Source organism: Kitasatospora sp. NPDC051702, assembly GCF_040681575.1.
In the GTDB taxonomy this organism is placed as follows: domain Bacteria; phylum Actinomycetota; class Actinomycetes; order Streptomycetales; family Streptomycetaceae; genus Kitasatospora.
Window position 1 is genome coordinate 243,969 of record NZ_JBFAZB010000002.1, and the last position, 18,759, is coordinate 262,727.

Genomic DNA, 18,759 nt, shown 5'->3' on the forward strand with positions numbered 1-18,759 from the left:
CGTGCGGCGCGCAGAGCACCGCCTGGAGTGGATCCGTACCGTGACCGAGCAAGCCGCCCCCACCCGTCCGGCCCCGCGCGGAAGGCTCCGCCGGCTGCTGCCGTTGCTGATCACCGCCTGGCTGGTGCTGGAGATCTGGCTGCTGGTCCAAGTGGGCTCGTGGCTGGGCGGATTCGTCGTGCTGCTGCTGCTCGTCGCGGGCGCGCTGATCGGCGGCTCGCTGATCAAGCGGGCCGGGCTGAAGGCGCTGTCCGCGGCGATCGAGCAGAGCAAGGACCCGAAGTCCCAGCAGCCGCAGACCGGGACGAGCATGACGGTGCTGGCCGGCGTGCTGCTGATCGTCCCGGGCTTCCTGTCGGACGCGCTGGCGCTGACCCTGCTCTTCCCGCCGACCAGGGCGCTGTGGCGGGCGGCCGGCCGCCGGGTGGCCGACAAGGCCCTGCGCAGCACCGCCGCCGCCGGGTCCGCCCCGTTCGCGGACGCGATGCGGCTGCAGGAGCAGCTGCGCATCCACCGCCCGGACGGCAAGGTGATCCAGGGCGAGGTGGTGGAGCCGGGCGCCGCTCCGCGGGACCAGCAGGGCCCGGACACCACCTACCGCCCGCCGATCGCCGGCTGATCCGATCCTCCGCTCCTCCGGCCCGGACGGCCGTGCCCGGACGGCCGCCCGGCGGGCCGTCCGGCGGCCGGGCGGCCTGCCCCGGGCGGGGCCGGAGGACGCGAAAGGGACCCTGGTGACCAGGGTCCCTTTTCGCGTCCTCCCGCCGTGGCGGGAGAGAGATCAGGCGCTCTTGCGGGTGTCCCGCGGATGCACCGCGAGGTTCATCCCGCCGGAGCGGAGCACGGCCAGCCGTTCGGCCAGCACCTCCTCCAACTCCTCGCGCGTCCGGCGCTCCATCAGCATGTCCCAATGGGTGCGCGTGGGTTTGACCTTCTTCTCCTCCGGCTCGTCGCCGTCGAGAAGTGCTGCCTCCTGGCCACAGAAGCGACATTCCCAGGTCGCGGGGATCTCCGCCTCGACCGAGAAAGGAACCTCGAATCGGTGTCCGTTCTGACATGCGTACTCGACGGTCTGGCGGGGAGCCAGATCGATACCGCGGTCGGTCTCGTAGCTAGTGGCCCCGAGTCGCGTGCCGCGGAGAGCTCGCTCGCTCATGAATCGTGCCTCCCGGGCTTATGGCCCACAGGACTAGTGGTCGCTGTTCTTCGTCGTTCGGTCAACGCTCGGCTTCCGACGAAGATTCCCGTCCCGGGACATGCGTCGTCTGTCGTGCCGCCCCTGTTTGTACCCACCGGCGCCCGATTTGTCACATCTGGCCGCGGATATCACCCCAGGTGTCACCTATTTCACATCTGGTGATCGGTCGGCCTTTCCACCACGAGCGTACCGGGACGGGATTCGACGCCCGTCGCCGCCCCCGTCCCCGGGCGGTTACGAGATCGGACGGGAACGGATCATCGGTTCGTCCTTGCCGAGGGCGACCGGCAGGGTGAGCGGCGATCCGTCGGCCCGCAGGGCCGTCGGCGGGTGCTCCGGCCGGGGCGGCAGGTCGGCGGCGGCCTCGGTCCGGGTGTCGCGGTGCGGCAGCAGGGCGATCACCGCGTCCCGCAGCGGGGCCGGGGCCTCGTCGTCGAGCGGGTCGACGGTGGTGGGCACCTGGAGCCGGACGGGCGCGCCGTTGCCGATCCGGGCGTAGCCGCGGCCGATCGGGGCGTGCGCGGCGGGCACGATGTCGAGCGGGGCGCCGAGCGCTGCGTGGCCCTCCTCGGGGCCGGCGGGGCCGAGCACCACCCGGGCCCGGGTGGTGGCCCGCACGGTCGGGGTGATCCGGTCCCGGGCCTCGAGGTCGTCGGCGATGACCACGGTGACCCGGGCGGCGCGGCCGTGCCGCAGCGGCAGTTCGAGCAGGTCCTGCGGGTCCGGCCGGCCCTCGGCGTGGGCGAGCTCGCTCAGCTCGGTCGGGTGGTCCAGCAGCAGCCAGAGCGGCCGGGTGACGTCCTCGGGCGGGGCGGTGCCGGCGTGCCGGGAGGCGTTCAGCGCGGCGAGCCGGCGGTCGGTCTCCTGCACGGCCCACTCCAGGGCGGCGAGTGCGCCGTGCAGGCTGGTCTCCACCGTGTGCACGCCGGGCCGGTTGACCAGGCAGGCGTGCTCGCCGGTGCCCGCGCCGTCGACGACCACCAGGTCGGCGTACGGCAGGGCCTGGAGCGCGACGGAGCGGATCAGGCTGGAGGTGCCGTAGCCGGTGACGCCGAGCGCCAGCAGGTGCGGCTCGGCCGAACGGGGGCCGGTGCGCCAGACCACCGGCGGCTGCTGGGCGATCGCGCCGCCCCGGGAGACCGGGATGGTGCGGGCGGTGCCGTCCTCGTCGGTGAAGCCGAGCACGATCTCGCCGGGGGCGGCCACGAAGCGCTGGGCGACGATGTCGGTGGGCAGCGGGGTGAGCGCGGCGATCCGCAGCCGGTTGGACTCCTCGTCCCAGTCGAAGCGGTACTCCCGGGCCCGGCCGGCCTTGCCCTGGACGACCTGCTCGATCCGGGCCCGGGCGGTGGGCTCGGTGTCGGTGAAGTACGCCGGGTAGCCCAGTTCCAGCCGGGAGAGCCGGCCCTCGGCGTCGAACTCCCAGGAGCCGAAGGCGTCCTTGTAGCTGCCCTCGAAGTGGTACAGCGGGTTGGCGTCCTCGGGGCCGCACAGGTAGGGGGTGAGCGCCGCGTAGAGCGCGCCGAGCTTGACGTCGGCGACGTCCGGGGCGGCCGGTGCCGGGGCAGCCTTGGGGGCCCGGCCGGCCCAGGCGGCGCTGGCCATCAGGGCGATCAGCGCGAACAGCAGGCCGTGCGGCAGCAGGTAGACGCCGACCGCCATGGCGGCGACCAGGAACAGCGTCGGGCCGCGGCGCTCCTTGGGGGTGGTCTGCCAGCGGTCCTTGGTCCAGCCGGCGTGGTGGCGCAGTCCGCGGCCGATCACGGAGAGCGGGGCGAACATGTCGGAGGCGTGGTCCCCGGCGGTCCGGGCGATCTCGCGACCCTTGCTGAGGTGGCGGTTGAGCGGCATTCCTTGACTCCCCGGGCGGGTGGGACGGGTGGGGTGGCGGGGCGGGGCCGGTGGTACGACGGGGCCCGGGGCGGTGGGATCCGCGCCCGGGCCCGTACGGGGGAGTGACGCGCCCTAGAACCTCAGGCCGCCGAGCAGGCTCGCCAGGCTGGCGCCGCCCGCGGTGATGCTCGGGGCGATCGAGGAGCCGGCGATGTAGAAGCCGAGGAGGGCGCAGACGATGGCGTGGGAGACCTTTAGTCCGTCCCTGCGGAAGAACAGGAAGGCGATGGTGCCGAACAGGACGATGCCGGAAATCGAGAGGATCACGCTCTGCTCCTCGGGGAGGGGGACAGGGACGGTGTCACGGAAAGTGCCTTAATCGTGACAAAAAGTAATAGATGATGGAACGGGGCAAATGGGTGGTTTCCCGCCCCGATACCGTCCTGGAGTCCGGACGGAGGTATGCGAACCGGCCCGGGTGGGGCCGTATCCGCGCCGTTTCGGCGCGGCGAGGCATTCCCGCCGCGGGGGGCGGGGGTTTCCCGGCGGTCGGGGAAGTTCGCCCGAACGGCCCCGGAGCGTTCCGGCACACGTGTCGCACCGGCCGGGCGCCGTCCGGAATCCGGACGCACGCTGGCCCGCGCCGCCGCCCGGCCGCTACGGTGCGGTACGCGCAGCACCCTCCACCCGCAGACCGGAAAGGCCGCCGCCATGACCGACGCCCACCAGCAGCCCGCCGACGCCCCCGACGCCGAGGTGATCGCGCTCGCCGGGAAGCTCTTCGACGCGGCCCGGGCCGGCGAGACCGACACCCTGGCCGCCTACGTCGACGCCGGCGCGCCCGCCGACCTCACCAACGACCGCGGCGACACCCTGCTGATGCTCGCCGCCTACCACGGCCACGCCGCCACCGTGGAAGCCCTGCTGCAGCGCGGCGCCGACCCGAACCTCGCCAACGACCGCGGTCAGACCCCGCTCGCCGGCGCCGTCTTCAAGGGCGCCGAGGACGTGCTGACCGTCCTGCTCGCCGGCGGTGCCGACCCGGCCGCCGGCACTCCGAACGCGCTCGACACCGCCCGGATGTTCGGCAAGGACGACCTGGTCGCCCGGTTCGAGGCCCGCTGACTCCCCGCCGTAGGCTCTTTCCTCATGAAGAGCACCACCGCGGCGGCGGACACCGTCGAGTTCCGCGTCACCGGCTACGCCCACCCCGATGCCCAGGCCCTCTCGGCGGAGGTCCAGCAGGAGTACGTCCGCCGCTACGGCGACCCCGACGAGACCGTGATGCACGCCGAGGACTTCGAGGCGCCGTCCGGACTGTTCCTGATCGCCTACCTGGGGGGCCGGCCGGTCGCCTGCGGCGGCTGGCGGGCCAAGCAGGCCGGGCCGGACGGGGTGCGCGACGGTGACGCGGAGATCAAGCGGATGTTCGTGATCCCGGCCGCCCGCGGCCGCGGCCTGGCCCGGGCGGTGCTGCGCCACCTGGAGCGGACCGCCGTCGAGGCCGGGCTCACCCGGGCCATCCTGGAGACCGGCACCGAGCAGCCGGAGGCCGTGGCGCTGTACGAGTCCGAGGGGTACGCGGCGATCCGGAAGTTCGGCATCTACCGCGAACACCCGATGAGCATCTGCCTCGGCAAGGAACTGTCCGCGACGGCCTGATCCGCCCGCCCGCCGGGTAGGCTCCCCCGACACCTCCGAGGGGGACGGATGAGCCACCGAGCACCCGGAGCCGAGCGGCTCCCCGCCCTGGCCGCGCCCGGCGGGGAGCTCGACCGGCTGGTCGCCGACGGCGCCCGCACCGTCGGCGCCGGCGCCGTGTGGGCCGTCGGCGACGCCCGAGGCCGGATCGGCGGCGGCGCCCACGGCGTGCTCGGCCGGGGCCGGCACGCCCGGCTCGCGGCCGGCCCGGACACCCGGTACGACCTCGCCAGCCTCACCAAGGTCGTCGCGCTCTGGCCCTGTGCCGGGGCGCTGTGGCAGGCCGGCCGGCTCCCGCTCGACGAGCCCCTCGGCCGGTGGTGGCCGCCTGCCGCCGGGCACCCCGTCGGCGTGGTGACGGTACGTCAACTCCTCGCCCACACCGCGGGAATGCTCCCGTACACCGGCTTCGAGCAGCGCTACGGACGCGACCTCGCGGCGATCCGGGCCGGGGTGATCGCCGCCCCGCTGCACCGCCCGCCCGGGACGGCCGTCGAGTACACCGACCGCGCCGCCGTGCTGCTCGGCCACCTCGTCGAGGACCTCGGCGGCGCCCCGCTCGACCGGCTCGCCGACCGCCAGGTCTGGCGGCCGCTCGGCATGACCGACACCCGGTACGGGCCGCTCGACCCCGCCGAGGCCGACCGCACCGCACCCACCGAGTACGACGAGCGGACCGGGGCCCACCTGTGCGGCGTCGTCCACGACCCCTCCGCGCGACTGCTCGGCGGGGTCTCCGGAAACGCCGGGGCCTTCTCCACCGCCCGCGACCTCGCCCGCTTCCTCACCGCGGTGCTCGCCCCGCCGGCCGGGCCGCCCTGGGGCGAACCCTGGATGGCCGAGTCGCTGCGCGAGCAGACCGGGGGCCTCGCGCCCGCCCGCGGCCTGTCCTGGCTGTACGCCCCCGGCACGGAGCCGGCCGAGGGCACCTTCGTCCACTACGGCTTCACCGGCACCGGCCTCTGGGTCTCCCGGCGGCTCGGCCGCTGGGCGCTGCTGCTCACCAACAAGGTGCACTACGACCGCGGGATCCAGCCGCTCACCGACCTGCGCAACGCCTACCGCCGGGCGGTGTTCGGCCAGGGTTCCCCGAGCACGCCCTGACCGGGCACCGCCGGGCGGCGCACCGTCAGAGGAGCGTGCTCCAGTAGTACCAGAAGCGGTTGAGGACCAGCAGCGCGATCACCGCCGCCCACAGCACCGGCAGCGCCCAGTGGTAGCGCGCGGCCTCCCGCACCACCGGCCGCAGCCGGGGGCCGACCGGGATCACACCGGCCCGCAGGTTGTGCAGCGTCGTGTACCAGAACAGCGTCACCACCGTCGCCCACACCACCATGCAGTACGGGCACAGCGCGCCGATCTCGTACAGCGCCTGGTCCACCAGCCAGTGCACGAACACCACGCCCAGCAGGGTGCCGGCGTGCAGGCCCAGCCAGAACCACCGCCGGTACGCGGCACCGGCCAGCAGCCCCGCCCCGATCGCCGCCAGCGCGCCGAAGGCGGCCAGCCCCAGCAGCGGATTGGGGAAGCCGAGGACCTCCGCCTGTTCGGTGCGCATCACCGAGCCGCAGCTGATCACCGGATTGAGGTTGCAACTGGGGACGTAGGAGGGGTTCTCGAGGATGCGGAGCTTGTCGAAGGTCAGGACGGCCGAGGCGGCCAGCCCGACCAGGGCGCCGAGGAACAGCAGCAGGGAGAACGCCCGGCCCGCGCCGACCGGGGCCCGGTCGGCGGCGGGGGCGGGGCGGGGCGGGTGCACGGGGGTCGCGGCGGTCATGGTGGCAGCACACTCCGGTGGCTGGGAGGAGCCGGCCCGGCCGGGGTTCGGCCGGGCCGGTGGTGCCCTGCGTGGCAGACGTGCCTCAGAGGCCGGCGGCCTGCCGCACCTGCGCGGTGAACTGCTCCGGCGTGACGGTGGCCTTGCCGCTGAACAGGCTGATCGGCTTGCCGTCCACCGTCACCGTGGGGGTGCCGGTGACCCCGCTGTCGTTGAACGCGTCCGCGACCTTCGCCGCCCACGGCGCGTAGGTGCGGTCGGTGACCGCCTTCACGAAGGCGTCCGTCTTCAGGCCGGGCACCTTGCCGGCCAGGTCGAGGATGCGGTCGACGTCACCGAAGCCGTCCTCGCGCTCGTCGGGCTGGTTTGCGTAGAGCACGTCGTGGAACTGCTTGAACTTGTCCACCCCCTCGTTCAGCGCGGCCCCGGCCGCGGCCAGCGCCGTGCGCGAGCCCTTGCCGCCGAGGTTCTTGTCCAGGAAGGCCGCCAGGTGGAACTCCACCTTGACCGAGCCGTCCTCGGTCAGCTTCTTGACCGTCTCGCCGTTCGCCGCCTCGAAGTGCTTGCACACCGGGCAGCGGAAGTCCTCGTACACCGCCATGGTGTGCGGGGCGTCGGCCTTGCCGTAGGTGATCACCGTGCCGTCCGGGCCGGAGGCGTTCGCCGGCACGACCAGCTCGGTCGGCGCGGGCGCACCGGCCGCGGCCGGCTTCCCGTCCTTGCCGGACGCCGAGCCGATCGCCAGCGCGGTACCGCCCGCGAGGGCCAGCACGACGACGGCCGAGACGGCCACCACGATCCGCTGGCGGCGCTTCGCGGCCAGCTGCTCGACGCGCTGCGCCTCCTGGATCCGCTCACGGGCACTGATGCGCTTGGCCTGCTGCTTGCTGGGGGCCTGAGCCATGGGAAGTCAACTCCTGTACGCGGCGCGCGAGGGCGCGCGGGAAGCCGCACCTGGTGCGGCGTGATCGATGGACGCGGGAGTCGTGCGCACTGCCTGCGGGCGTACCGGGGCCGGGGACCGGCCGGGGTGACGGAGGATCAGCAGGCAGGCGCGAGGACCGGCGGGCCACGCCGGGGAGCCGGGCTCAGGACCACGTCCTCGCGGCGCGGCCGCGGGCGGTCCGACACCGGCAGCGGCACCCGCAGCACCGGCCGGGCCGGGGCCGGGACCAGCAGCAGGACCAGGGCGCGCAGCGGGCGGCCCAGCGACTGGCGCAGCGCACGCAGCGCCCGGACCAGCCCGGACAGGGCCGCGTCGCCCAGCCGCAGCCAGGCCGCGGCCGCCAGGGCGATCACCAGGTGCGCCAGCAGGAGCAGCAGTTGGGTCGCCGCCGGCGCCAACTGCCCGGCGTGGCCCAGCGGGCCGCCCAGCAGCGAGCCGTCCACCGACCCGCCGCCACAGACGATCAGGTTCACGCCGCGCGCGGGCACGTGCTCGGACAGGATCGGCCCACAGCCGGTCTGCCCGAGGTTGAAGGTCGTGTTCAGCAGCAGCTCGACCGGCACCATCACGACGGTGATGTGCAGCAGCCGCCGCTCCCCGCCGGCCAGTGCGGCCGCGACCAGGAAGACGACGGCGGTCGCGGCGGCCACCAGGGTGAGCGGCAGCGGGCGACCGGTGATGACGACCTGGCCCAGCGCGGACAGCGGCACGGCGAGCGCGGTGAACACCGCGGCCCGCAGGGCCCTGGTCGCACGGGTGGAGGTCGTCACGCCCGGAGTATGTCACGACGCTTACACCCGGCACGAGGGCGCGTACCCGGTCGGCGGGCGCCCGTTGCCCCTCGGAGGCCGCCCGTTCACCGCCCTGAGGGCCCTTCAGCGCAGGTACCGGGGGCGCTCTCGGCGTGCGCGGGGGGGCGGGGCGTAGTGCCCCGCCGCGTGAACGAACTGACCTTCCGGGGTCGGGACCGGTTCCGCCCGCCCCGCTCGCACGTTCTCGCGGTACGGGGTTCCCAGACCGTTCCCGAGACCCCGCCCGGGCCGCCGCGCCCCGGCGGCCCCGGCAGCCCCGCCCGGCCCGTGCGGCCCGGCACCGCGCCGTCGCGTTCAGTAGCCTGGAAGGCGTTCCCGAGTCAGGCGAGGGGGTGAGCGCGCATGGCCCGTTCCCAGGCCACCGCGGGCCAGGTCCTGCTGGCCCGCGTCGAGGCCCAGGCGGCGGTGCTGGCCGGCCTCGACGGCGCCGTCCGGGCGGACCGGCCCGACGCCGTGCACCGGATGCGGGTCGCCTGCCGGCGGCTGCGCAGCGCCCTGCGGACCTTCCGCCGGCTCCTCGCACCCGGCTCCGCCGACCACCTGGTCGCCGAACTGCGCTGGCTGGCGGCCGCCCTCGGCCGGGCGCGGGACCACGAGGTGCTCGTCGAGCGGCTGGCCGCCCAGGCCCGCGAACTGCCCGCCGAGTGCCGGCCCGAGCGGGTCGCGGCCGAGCTGGAACGGTGGGGGCGGGCCGAGTACCGGCGGATCCGGCCGGAGGTGGTCGCCGCGCTCGACGACCCGCGCCGCCGGGGCCTCGCCGACGCCCTCGACGCCTTCCTCGCCGACCCCCCGCTGCGCGGCCGGGCCGCACGCGCGGCGGTGCCCGAACTCGCCCGGATCGCCGGGCGCGAGCAGCGGCGCACCGGCCGGCGGGTCGAGGCGGCCCTCGCCGCCGGGTCGGCGCCCGCCGAGGAGCGCGACCGGGCCCTGCACGAGGCCCGCAAGGCCGCCAAGCGTGCCCGCTACGCCGGGGAGACCGCCGCCCCGGCCGTCGGGGCGGCGGCCGAGCGGTACACGGAGCGGATGAAGGCCGTCCAGGAGGTCCTCGGCGAGCACCAGGACGCGGTGGTGGCCGCCGCGGCCCTGGCTCGGCAGGCCGGGAGCAGCACCGAGCCCTTCGGGTACGGGGCGCTCTACGGGCGGCAGCTGTCGGCGGAGGCGAGCGCCCGGGGCCGGCTGCCGCAGGCGTGGGCGAGGGCCTCGCGCCGGTGGCTGGCCCGCTTCGGCTGACGGCGCCGCGCTCGGGCTGACACCGGCCCGCTTCGGCGGCCTGGCTGCTGAGCGGCCGCGCCTCGTACGTCGCCGGCGTGACGCTCCCGGTGGACGGCGGCACCACGGCCACCCGGCGGTTCGACTCAGGGCCGCCCCCGCGGTGCCGCACGGGGGTCGGCACCGCGGGGGCTCAGGGCTCCCGGGCTTGCGGGTCGAGCCCGGCGGACTCGGCGGCCGTGCGGAGCAGGGCGCGGAGCATCGGGGTGGTGAGCCGGCCGGTGTTGGTGTTGCGCGGGCTGACGTGGTAGCAGCCGAACAGCTGGATGGCGGGGCCGCCGTCGGCGGCGGGCAGGGTGACGTGGGAGGCGTGGCCGAAGACCGGCCGGGGGCGGGGGACGAGCCAGCCGGCCGCGGCGAGGGCGGGCAGCAGGGCCTGCCAGGCGAAGCCGCCGAGGGCGACGACCGTCCGTACGGTGGGGCGCAGCAGTTCGAGTTCGCGGGTGATCCAGGGCCGGCAGGTGTCGCGCTCGCCGGTGCTGGGCTTGTTGTCGGGCGGGGCGCAGCGGACCGGGTCGGTGATCCGGACGCCGTGCAGGCGCAGCCCGTCGCCGTGCCGGACGGACTCGGCGCGGTTGGCGAGCCCGAGGTCGTGGAGGGCGGCGTAGAGGAGGTCGCCGGAGGGGTCTCCGGTGAAGATCCGGCCGGTGCGGTTGGCGCCGTGGGCGGCGGGGGCGAGGCCGACCAGGAGGAGCGGGGCGTCGGGCGGTCCGAAGCCGGGGATCGGGCGGGCCCAGTAGTCCCAGTCCTGGTAGGCGCGGCGTTTGGTGCGGGCGGTCTCCTCGCGCCAGGCGACCAGGCGCGGGCAGGCCCGGCAGTCGGTGACGACGCGGTCCAGCACGGTGAGGTCGGCGGCGCGGGCGGCCGCCTCGGCGGGGTGCCGGGGGTGGCCGGGGTCGTCGGCGGGGGACTGCGGCATGGACAGGATCCTAGGGAGTGGGGCCGGGGGCGGAGGTTCGTTCCGGCTTTGACCGGGCAGGCGTAGCGTGGAAGCAGCTGCTCCGGCGGCCTCCGGCCGGGCCGGGCGGGCCGGCGCGAGGAGGCCGCGGAGCCGCGAGGAGGCCGCGATGATCGTCGATGCGGTGCTGGGGGCGATCGGGGGGCTGGTGGGGCTGGGGGCGATCTGGGCTGCGTTCAGCATCCGCGTCGTCCAGCAGTTCCAGAAGGGTGTGGTGTTCCGGTTCGGCAAGGTGCGCCGGGAGGTCCGGGAGCCCGGGCTGGTGGCGCTGATGCCGATCGCGGACCGGCTGCGCAAGGTGAACGTGCAGATCGTGACGATGCCGATCCCGGCGCAGGAGGGCATCACCCGGGACAACGTGACCGTCCGGGTGGACGCGGTGGTCTACTTCCGGGTCGAGGACCCGGTGAAGGCGACGGTCAACGTGCAGGACTACAACTTCGCGATCTCCCAGGTCGCGCAGACCTCGCTGCGGTCGATCATCGGCAAGAGCGAGCTGGACGACCTGCTGGCCAACCGCGAGCCGATCAACCAGGGGCTGGAGTTGATGATCGACAGCCCCGCGCTCGGGTGGGGCATCCAGATCGACCGGGTGGAGATCAAGGACGTCGCCCTGCCGGAGTCGATGAAGCGCTCGATCGCCCGGCAGGCGGAGGCCGAGCGCGAGCGGCGGGCCCGGATCATCACCGCCGACGGCGAGTTCCAGGCCTCGGCCAGGCTGTCGGAGGCGGCGGCGGTGATGAGCCAGACCCCGGCGGCGCTGCAACTGCGTCTGCTGCAGACCGTGGTGGAGGTGGCGGCGGAGAAGAACTCGACGCTGGTGCTGCCGTTCCCGGTGGAGCTGCTGCGCTTCCTGGACAGCGCCGCGGAGAGCCAGCAGCTGGCGGTGCTGTCGGCCGCCGCAGCCGCGGCCGGGGCGAAGGCGGCGGAGGAGGTCGCCGAGGAGCGCGACCTGGGGCCGGACGCGGGCCTCGGCGGGAAGCTCGAACCGGAGCCCGAGCGTCACGAACTGCCGCCGCTGGAGGAGCTGTTGGAGCACTCGCCGCTGGAGGACGCGGAGTCCCCGGACGGGCACGGGGATCCGGACGCGCGGGTCTGACCGGTGCCCGGTGGCGTCCGTCGCGGGCCGGGACCACGATGGACGAGGGGCTGGAAGCCAGCCAGGAGGCGGACCATGACCAGAGCCAGCGACATCATGCACCCGGGCGCGGAGTGCATCCGCGAGCACGAGACCCTCGCCGCCGCCGCCCGGATCATGCGGGAACGGGACGTCGGTGCCCTGCCCATCTGCGGGGAGAAGGACAAGCTGCTGGGGATCGTGACCGACCGCGACATCGTGCTGCGCTGCATCGCGGAGGGCCGCGACCCGGAGCAGGTGACGGCCGGCGAGCTGGCCATGGGCCGGCCGATGACGGTGGAGGCGGACGAGGACACCGAGCAGGTGCTGCGGGTGATGGAGCAGTACCGGGTGCGCCGGCTGCCGGTGATCAACCACCCGGAGCACAAGCTGGTCGGCATGATCAGTGAGGCCGACATCGCCCGGGGGATGCCGCAGGCCCGGGTGGCGGAGTTCGTGTCGGCGGTCTGCTCGGAGGAGCCGCCGGTGGTGGCGCAGCTGTCCCAGGGCTGAGCCGGCCAGGGCGCGGCCCGGCCCGTGACCGGGGCCGCGCCGCTCAGGCCAGGGCGTACACCGCGGTGGCGTGCGCGGCCGGCTCCTCGGCGCCCTCGGCGGTGAGGGTGACGTCGAGGAAGGCGAACCGCCGGCCGAGCTTGGTCACCCGGGCGTGGACCAGGACGTCCTGCCCGGTGACGGCGCGCTGGAAGGTGGTGGACTGCTGGACGGTGGTCATCGGACCGAAACCGCCGCGGGCCGCCGACACCGCGATCACGCTCGCCGTGTCCGCGGCGGCCATCAGCGCCTGACCGGACATCCCGCCGCCCTCCCGCGCGAGCTGCTCGGACCAGGGCAGCCGCAGCACGGCGTGCCGTTCCCCGGCGCCGGCGACCGACAGTCCGAGGGCCTGGACCCAGGGGGCGAAGTTGTCGGCCAGGATCTTGTCCGCCTCGGCGGTGGTGAGGGTCATCCCGCCATTGTGGCAAGCCCGGTGGCGCCGTGTCAGGCCTCTGCGCGTGCGCGGTCAGCGCGGCGCCCCGCCGGCCTGCTCCCGCAGGGCCCGGGCGATCAGCTCGGCCAGGTGCAGGGCCTGCCGGCCCTGGGCGAGCTGGGCGATCTGGGTGCGGCAGCTGAAGCCGTCCGCCAGTACCACCGTGTCGGGGCCGGCGGCCCGCAGCTCGGGGAGCAGGACGCGTTCGGCGATCGCCTCGGACACCTCGAAGTGGCCCTGTTCGAAGCCGAAGTTGCCGGCCAGGCCGCAGCAGCCGGAGTCCAGCACGCGGTTGTGCAGGCCGAGCCGGGCCTCGACCCGGCGGTCGGCGGCGCTGCCGAGGACGGCGTGCTGGTGGCAGTGGGTCTGGGTGACGGCCTCCAGCGGGACGCGGGGGAGCGGGGCGTCGGGGGCGTGTTCGTCGAGGAACTCGGCGAAGGTGCGGGTGCGTCCGGCGAGCGGCCGGCCGTCCGGGCCGAGCAGTCGGGGCAGGTCCTCGCGCAGGGTGGCGGTGCAGCTCGGGTCCAGGCCGACCACCGGGGTGTCGGCGGGCAGCCCGGCGGCGTCGAGGGCCCGCAGGCTGCGCCGCAGCACCCGGCGGGCGGTGCCGAGCTGGCCGGTGGAGTACCAGGTGAGCCCGCAGCAGACCGGGCCGGCGGGCAGCCGGACGTCGAAGCCGAGGTGCTCCAGCACCTCGACGGCGGAGCGCGCCACGCCCGGCTGCAGGTGGTCGGAGAAGGTGTCGGGCCAGAGCAGCACGGGCCGGGCGCCGGCCGGGGCCGGGTGGGCGGCGCGGTGGCGGCGGTACCAGCGGGTGAAGGTCTCCGGCGGGAGGACGGGCAGCACGCGGCGCCGGTCGATCCCGGCGAGCCGCTTGAGCGCTCCGGCGGCGGGGGAGCGGGCGAGGGTGTTGGCGGCGCCGGGGGCGAGGGCGGCGGCCCGCAGCCAGAGCGGCAGCCACCCCATGGAGTAGTGGGCGAGCGGGCGCGGCCGGTGCCGGTAGTGCTGGTACAGGAACTCCGTCCGGTAGGTCGCCATGTCGACGTGGACCGGGCAGTCGCTCGCGCAGCCCTTGCAGCCGAGGCAGAGGTCGAGCGCCTCGCGGACCTCGGCGGAGCGCCAGCCGTCGCGGATCGCCGCGTCCGCCCGCTCGGTGCCGCGCAGGAGTTCGGCGAGCAGCCGGGCCCGGCCGCGGGTGGAGTGCCGCTCCTCGCCGGTGGCCATGTAGCTGGGGCACATGACGCCGGTGGTCGGGTCCACGCACTTGGCGACGCCGATGCAGCGGTGCACGGCGGTGGTGAGGCTGCCGCCGTCCTGCTCGTACGGGAGGGCGAGGGGGAGCGGGCGGTGCGGGGCGGCGACGAAGCGCAGGTCGGCGTCGAGCGGCCGCGGGTCGACCAGGGCGCCCGGGTTGAGCAGGTTCTCCGGGTCCCAGATCCGTTTGAACGCGCGGAACAGGTCGATGATCCCGGGCGGGTACATCCGGGGCAGCAGTTCGGCGCGGGCCTGGCCGTCGCCGTGCTCGCCGGAGAGCGAGCCGCCGAAGGACACCGCGAGGTCGGCGGCCTGCTCCAGGAACTCGCGGAAGACCAGGACGCCGGTCGGTTCGGTGAGCGGGAAGTCGATCCGCAGGTGCACGCAGCCGTCGCCGAAGTGCCCGTACGGGACGCCGCGCAGGCCGTGCCGGCGGAGCAGGGCGCGCAGCCCGCGCAGGTAGTCGCCGAGCCGCTCGGGCGGGACGGCGGAGTCCTCCCAGCCGGGCCAGGCCTCGCCGCCGCCGGGCAGCCGGGTGACGATGCCGGCGCCGGCCTCCCGGACGGCCCAGAGCTGGCGCTGTTCGACGGGGTCGGTGACCAGGGCGACGGCGGCGGTGCGTTCGCGGCGCACCGCGTCGGCGAGCCGGCGGGCGGCCCGGTAGGCCTCGACCGGGGTGCCGCCGCCGGTCTCCAGGAACAGCCAGCACTCGCCGGCGGGCAGCCGGTCCAGGGCGGGCGGCCGGGGGCCGGCGGCGAGCAGTGCGGCGATCAGGTCGGCGGACATGCCCTCGGCGGTCAGCGGGCCGAGCGGCAGCAGTGCGGGGACGGCGTCGGCGGCGGCCCCCTCGTCGGGGTAGCCGGCCACCACGAGGGCACGGGCGGGCGGCTCCTCGACCAGCCTGACGGTGGCGCCGAGCAGCAGTGCGCAGGTGCCCTCGGTGCCGGTGAGCGCGCGGGCCAGGTCGTGGCCGCGTTCGGGCAGCAGGGCGTCGAGCGGGTACCCGGAGGTGCGGCGGGGCAGCTCGGGCATCCCCCGGCGGATGGTGGCGAGGTTGGCGTCGGTGAAGTCCTGGAGCTCCCGGTGGAGTTCGCCGGCCCGCCCGGGCAGCTCGCGCAGTGCGGCGCGCTCCCGCGGGCCGAGCGGGCCGCCGACGCTCAGCTCGGTGCCGTCCGCGAGGAGCAGGTCCAGCCGTTCGACGTTGTCCGCGGTGCGTCCCCAGGCGAGCGAGTGCGCGCCGCAGGAGTCGTTGCCGATCATGCCGCCGAGGGTGCAGCGGCTGTGCGTGGACGGGTCGGGGCCGAAGCGCAGCCCGTGCGGCCGGGCGGCGCGCTGCAGGTCGTCCAGGACGGTGCCCGGCTGGACGCGGGCGGTGCGGGCGTCCGGGTCGACGTCGAGCACCGCGCCGAGGTGGCGGCGGAAGTCCAGCACGACCGCGCCCGGCCCGATCGCCTGCCCGCCGATGCTGGTGCCCGCGCCGCGCGGCACCACCGGCACGCCGTGGCGGCGGCAGAGCGCGAGGGCGGTGCGGACGTCGTCGAGATCGGCGGGTTTGACCACGCCGAGCGGCAGGTGCCGGTAGTTCGAGGCGTCGTGGCTGTAGACGGTCCGTTCGGCGGCGCCGAAGCGGACCTCGCCGCGCAGGACGGCGGCCAGCTCGCGGGCCAGCTCCGCCCCGGGGGCGGTGGACGGACGGCTCACCAGGGACCTCCCGGGCGGGTGCGGCGACGGCTCCGCCGATCATGGCAGCCGCGCGGCCGCAGGGACACCGGCCACCCCGGCCTTCCGCCGACGGGGTGTCATGTGGCAGGCTCGGCGGCCATGATCACCGAACCCGCGGACGGCGGCTCCGGCGCCGACGAGTACCTCGCCCGGCTGCCGATCGGCGAGCGCCCGCCGCTGCCGGTGGACGGCGCGCAGACCTGGGACATCTTCCCGTTCGAGGGCGAGCTGCAGGTCCGCCCCCTGGCGGCGCCGGAACGGCCCGAGCCGCCCCGGCACGGCGAGGAGGGGCCGGAGACCTGCCGCGAGTGCGCCCGCCCGGACTCGGAGTTCCTCTGGACGGACGAGCACTGGCGGCTGGGGACCACCGAGTCGCCCTCCGGGCTGCCCGCCGTGGTGCTGCTGTGGCCGCGCGCCCACCACGACCTGTTCGACCTGCCCGCCGAGCAGGCGGCGCAGCTGGGCCCGCTGCTCCAGCGGGTCGAACGGGCCCTGCGCTCGCTGGACGGGGTCGCCCGGGTGCACGTCAACCGCTGGGGCGACGGCGCCGCGCACCTGCACCTGTGGCTGATCGCCCGCCCCGAGGGACTGCTGCAGCTGCGCGGCTCGACACTCTCGCTCTGGATGGACGTGCTGCCGCCGCTCCCGGAGCGGACGTGGGCCGCGAACGCCCACCGGATCGCCGCCGCGATGGCCGCGGACGGCGGCACCGCCCACGTCTGAGCCCGGCCACGTCTGAGCCCGCCGGCGGCCGGGCCCGCCGGCGTCCGGGCCCGGCCGCCCCGGCGCCGGTCCCGGTGGCCGGGTCAGGAGCGGCGGCCGGAGCCGGTGAGCGTGCCGCGGGCGATGTGGGAGAGCTTGGCCACCTCGAACGCCGGGTAGGCGCCGCCGGCCAGCAGCGAGAACTTGATGCCCTCGCGGCCGCCCGGGCGGCGGTGGCCGGGCGGCTGGAAGCGGCGGTGGTGCTCGGCGGCCCGGTGGAAGAACTGCGGCCGCTCGGCGCGGGTGACGCAGCCGGCGAGGTCGAAGACGAACAGGTAGTGCCGGATCATCCGGACGAACAGGGCGTCCCGCACCGCGTACAGGTGCGGCTGGTCCTCCAGCAGCGCGAAGCTGTGCTCGTACTGGTCGAAGAGGTCGAAGACGCTGCTGCCGGGGGAGCCGGTGGGGTGGACGGTCTCGCGGCGGCGCAGCTGGACGCACTCGCGCGGCAGCACGGCGACCTTGCGGGCACCGAGCAGTGCGGCGTGCACGACCGGGATCTCCTCGTAGCGGCCGTCGGGGAAGGCCAGCCGGAGGTCCTCCCAGTGGCTGCGGCGGATCAGCCGGTCCCAGACCAGCGGCGGCGCACCGAACAGCGCCGGCTGGTCGAAGGGCGCGAACACGTCCGGGCCGGCCTCGGCCAGCAGGGCCTCGGCGCCGCCGGGCCAGTCGCGGTCCTTGTGCCGGCGGGAGTGGCCGAACAACAGGAGGTCGACGGGGCCGGTCTGCTGGAGCCGGTCGGCGAGGGTCTGCAGCGCGTCCCTGGGCAGCAGGTGGTCGGCGTCGAGGAACAGCAGGTAGTCGCCGGCCGCCCGCGCCGCCCCCGCGTTCCGGCTCACCCCGACCCCGACCGCCGCGTTGAGGTGCAGCACCGAGAGCCGCGGGTGCCGGGCCGCGTACGCGTCGGCGAGCTCGACCGCGCTGTCGGGCGAGCGGTCGGCGACGACGATCACCTCCAGGTCGCGCAGGGACTGCGCGAGCAGCGAGTCCAGGCAGTCGGCGAGCTGTTTGTGCTGGTCGTAGGCGGGCACCACGACGCTGATCAAGGGTGAGGGCATGACGCCGGAGCGTAAGAGGGCAGGCGAACCGTGGCAAAGCCCTGACGGTCCGTGATTCACCGCATTGCATGGCAAAACGTACGCCCGTGCGCCATATCTTCACGTGGCCTTCCGGACGCGTCCACGTCAGGCGTCCGGGTGCGTCCACGTCAGGCCGGGAGCACCCACGGGCCCGCGACGCGGGTGCGACGCGGGCCCGGGGGTGCTCGGTGCCGTGGGTGCCCGGCGCCGGGGGGGCGATCAGTACCAGTGGTGCTTCTGCCAGAACGACCAGGCGCCGCAGGGGCTGCCGTAGCGGGAGTTCATGTAGTCCAGGCCCCACTTGATCTGGGTGGCCGGGTTGGTGCGCCAGTCGGAGCCGGCCGAGGCCATCTTGGAGCCGGGCAGGGCCTGGACCAGGCCGTAGGCGCCGGAGGAGGCGTTGACGGCGAGCGGGTTCCAGCTGCTCTCGCGGAACACGATGTTGCTGAAGCACTGCAGCTGGCCGGCCGGGACGATCTGCGCGGCGATCTGCTGCGGGGTGCCGGAGTAGCCGGAGAGGCTCTGGCGCTGCTGGGAGCGGGAGGCGGCCGCGTCGGCGTCGGCCTTGGCCTTGGCGTCCGCCTGGGCCTTCGCCTCGGCCTCGGCCTGCGCCCGGGCGGCGGCCTGGGCCTGGGCCTGGGCGGCCGCGGCGGCGTCCGCGTCGGCCTGCGCCTGGGCGGCCTGCTGGGTCTGGGCGGTCTGGGCGGCGGCAGCGGTGCCGGCCTCGGCCTGGTCGGTGACCGGCTTGCCGTCCACCGAGACCGCGGCCACCGGGGCGGCGGCCTCGGCCTTGTCGCCGACCTGCGGGATGGCGAGTGAGGCGGTGGCGGCGCTCGCCACGACGAGGGTGGCGACACCGGTGATCAGCGAGTTGCGGCGGGCATGGCTGAGCTGCATGCGGACGAGATCCTCTTCCGTCGGGGGCCGTGCCGGTGGCACTGGGCGCGGGGCATCGCACGGGCGCCCGGATGAGCGGGGCCCGCGCGGCCGTCCGGGACGGCCGTGGCGCCCCGGCGGAACTGGCGGGGCGGGCGGGCTGCGCGGCGGTCGGGCCGGCCGCGCTGCCTGGCGACGGGCCATTCTTGGCAGGGTCGGCGGTGAGTGGCAAAGCCGTGGGCTACTACGGTGGATCGTGGCCGCCGGGCGGCCGTGACGGTGAGCGGCCGAGGCGTTTGGGTGATTTGCCCGATTTGTGAAATTCGTTGCCCGGGGTGGCCTCCGGCGACGGATCGCGAGGGCGGCAGGGGCGGTGGCCTGCGTTCTTCGGGGTCACCCGGACCCCGGCGGACGGGATGCCGCCCCGGTCCGGGCGGTCACGCACCGTCGCGTCCGGGGGTGTCCAC

The 18,759-nt window shown here is 75.5% G+C and carries 19 protein-coding genes; 8 read left to right on the forward strand and 11 right to left on the reverse strand.

Annotated elements, in window-relative coordinates; all coding sequences use genetic code 11:
* The first annotated feature begins 40 nt into the window (after positions 1–40).
* Positions 41–619 carry an FxsA family membrane protein gene (gene fxsA / locus AB0N04_RS02960; RefSeq protein WP_360208045.1) on the forward strand — a complete coding sequence of 193 codons (579 nt, stop codon included), beginning with the start codon at positions 41–43 and terminating at the stop codon, positions 617–619.
* Positions 620–781: 162 nt separating this feature from the next.
* Here fxsA and AB0N04_RS02965 read toward each other — a convergent pair whose 3' ends face one another.
* The 3 genes from AB0N04_RS02965 to AB0N04_RS02975 all read right to left on the reverse strand — a co-directional run bounded on the left by AB0N04_RS02965 (position 782) and on the right by AB0N04_RS02975 (position 3,358).
* The gene (locus AB0N04_RS02965) at positions 782–1,156 is read right to left on the reverse strand and encodes an RNA polymerase-binding protein RbpA (protein WP_355365562.1); all 375 of its coding nucleotides are present in this window, start codon (positions 1,154–1,156) and stop codon (positions 782–784) included.
* A gap of 276 nt (positions 1,157–1,432) precedes the next feature.
* Entirely contained in the window at positions 1,433–3,049 is a 1,617-nt protein-coding gene (locus tag AB0N04_RS02970; RefSeq protein WP_360208042.1) for a hypothetical protein, read from the reverse strand.
* A 114-nt stretch (positions 3,050–3,163) separates the two neighbouring features.
* Positions 3,164–3,358, reverse strand: a complete 195-nt coding sequence (locus AB0N04_RS02975) for a hypothetical protein (RefSeq protein WP_360208039.1) — start codon at positions 3,356–3,358, stop codon at positions 3,164–3,166.
* A gap of 384 nt (positions 3,359–3,742) precedes the next feature.
* Between AB0N04_RS02975 and AB0N04_RS02980 the strand changes: the two genes are divergently transcribed.
* From AB0N04_RS02980 to AB0N04_RS02990, 3 genes are read left to right on the forward strand one after another with little or no spacing between them, the layout of a single operon-like run.
* On the forward strand, positions 3,743–4,156 hold the full coding sequence (locus tag AB0N04_RS02980) for an ankyrin repeat domain-containing protein (RefSeq protein ID WP_360208036.1): 414 nt from the start codon (positions 3,743–3,745) through the stop codon (positions 4,154–4,156).
* A 24-nt stretch (positions 4,157–4,180) separates the two neighbouring features.
* Positions 4,181–4,693, forward strand: a complete 513-nt coding sequence (locus tag AB0N04_RS02985; RefSeq protein WP_360208033.1) for a GNAT family N-acetyltransferase — start codon at positions 4,181–4,183, stop codon at positions 4,691–4,693.
* A 48-nt stretch (positions 4,694–4,741) separates the two neighbouring features.
* Complete coding sequence (locus AB0N04_RS02990) at positions 4,742–5,836, forward strand: serine hydrolase domain-containing protein (protein WP_360208031.1); 1,095 nt, start codon at positions 4,742–4,744, stop codon at positions 5,834–5,836.
* Positions 5,837–5,861: 25 nt separating this feature from the next.
* Here AB0N04_RS02990 and AB0N04_RS02995 read toward each other — a convergent pair whose 3' ends face one another.
* The 3 genes from AB0N04_RS02995 to AB0N04_RS03005 form a co-directional block, all read right to left on the reverse strand.
* Entirely contained in the window at positions 5,862–6,509 is a 648-nt protein-coding gene (locus AB0N04_RS02995; RefSeq protein WP_360208028.1) for a vitamin K epoxide reductase family protein, read from the reverse strand.
* 85 nt (positions 6,510–6,594) lie between these two features.
* Complete coding sequence (locus AB0N04_RS03000) at positions 6,595–7,413, reverse strand: thioredoxin domain-containing protein (protein ID WP_360208025.1); 819 nt, start codon at positions 7,411–7,413, stop codon at positions 6,595–6,597.
* A 137-nt stretch (positions 7,414–7,550) separates the two neighbouring features.
* Positions 7,551–8,225 (reverse strand): hypothetical protein, encoded by a 675-nt coding sequence (locus AB0N04_RS03005; RefSeq protein ID WP_360208023.1) that lies wholly within the window; start codon positions 8,223–8,225, stop codon positions 7,551–7,553.
* Between the two features lie 384 nt (positions 8,226–8,609).
* Here AB0N04_RS03005 and AB0N04_RS03010 point away from each other — a divergent pair, with 384 nt between their 5' ends.
* Positions 8,610–9,497 carry a CHAD domain-containing protein gene (locus AB0N04_RS03010; RefSeq protein WP_360208020.1) on the forward strand — a complete coding sequence of 296 codons (888 nt, stop codon included), beginning with the start codon at positions 8,610–8,612 and terminating at the stop codon, positions 9,495–9,497.
* A 172-nt stretch (positions 9,498–9,669) separates the two neighbouring features.
* Here AB0N04_RS03010 and AB0N04_RS03015 read toward each other — a convergent pair whose 3' ends face one another.
* Positions 9,670–10,455, reverse strand: a complete 786-nt coding sequence (locus tag AB0N04_RS03015; RefSeq protein WP_360208018.1) for a uracil-DNA glycosylase — start codon at positions 10,453–10,455, stop codon at positions 9,670–9,672.
* A 148-nt stretch (positions 10,456–10,603) separates the two neighbouring features.
* Between AB0N04_RS03015 and AB0N04_RS03020 the strand changes: the two genes are divergently transcribed.
* Together AB0N04_RS03020 and AB0N04_RS03025 are read left to right on the forward strand one after the other, a co-directional pair.
* On the forward strand, positions 10,604–11,593 hold the full coding sequence (locus tag AB0N04_RS03020) for a slipin family protein (protein WP_360208017.1): 990 nt from the start codon (positions 10,604–10,606) through the stop codon (positions 11,591–11,593).
* Positions 11,594–11,668: 75 nt separating this feature from the next.
* Complete coding sequence (locus tag AB0N04_RS03025; protein WP_360208014.1) at positions 11,669–12,124, forward strand: CBS domain-containing protein; 456 nt, start codon at positions 11,669–11,671, stop codon at positions 12,122–12,124.
* Between the two features lie 43 nt (positions 12,125–12,167).
* On the opposite strand, the gene AB0N04_RS03030 is transcribed toward AB0N04_RS03025, so the two are convergent.
* The gene (locus AB0N04_RS03030) at positions 12,168–12,578 is read right to left on the reverse strand and encodes a PaaI family thioesterase (protein ID WP_360208012.1); all 411 of its coding nucleotides are present in this window, start codon (positions 12,576–12,578) and stop codon (positions 12,168–12,170) included.
* A gap of 54 nt (positions 12,579–12,632) precedes the next feature.
* The gene (locus tag AB0N04_RS03035) at positions 12,633–15,554 is read right to left on the reverse strand and encodes an FAD-binding and (Fe-S)-binding domain-containing protein (protein ID WP_360208009.1); all 2,922 of its coding nucleotides are present in this window, start codon (positions 15,552–15,554) and stop codon (positions 12,633–12,635) included.
* Between the two features lie 120 nt (positions 15,555–15,674).
* Between AB0N04_RS03035 and AB0N04_RS03040 the strand changes: the two genes are divergently transcribed.
* Positions 15,675–16,298 carry a hypothetical protein gene (locus AB0N04_RS03040; RefSeq protein ID WP_360208008.1) on the forward strand — a complete coding sequence of 208 codons (624 nt, stop codon included), beginning with the start codon at positions 15,675–15,677 and terminating at the stop codon, positions 16,296–16,298.
* Positions 16,299–16,381: 83 nt separating this feature from the next.
* On the opposite strand, the gene AB0N04_RS03045 is transcribed toward AB0N04_RS03040, so the two are convergent.
* Positions 16,382–17,395: a glycosyltransferase gene (locus AB0N04_RS03045; protein ID WP_360208005.1), complete on the reverse strand. Its 1,014-nt coding sequence runs from the start codon at positions 17,393–17,395 to the stop codon at positions 16,382–16,384.
* Positions 17,396–17,635: 240 nt separating this feature from the next.
* A complete protein-coding gene (locus AB0N04_RS03050) occupies positions 17,636–18,313 on the reverse strand; it encodes a transglycosylase SLT domain-containing protein (RefSeq protein ID WP_360208002.1) in 678 nt (225 codons plus the stop codon).
* Positions 18,314–18,759: the final 446 nt, after the last annotated feature.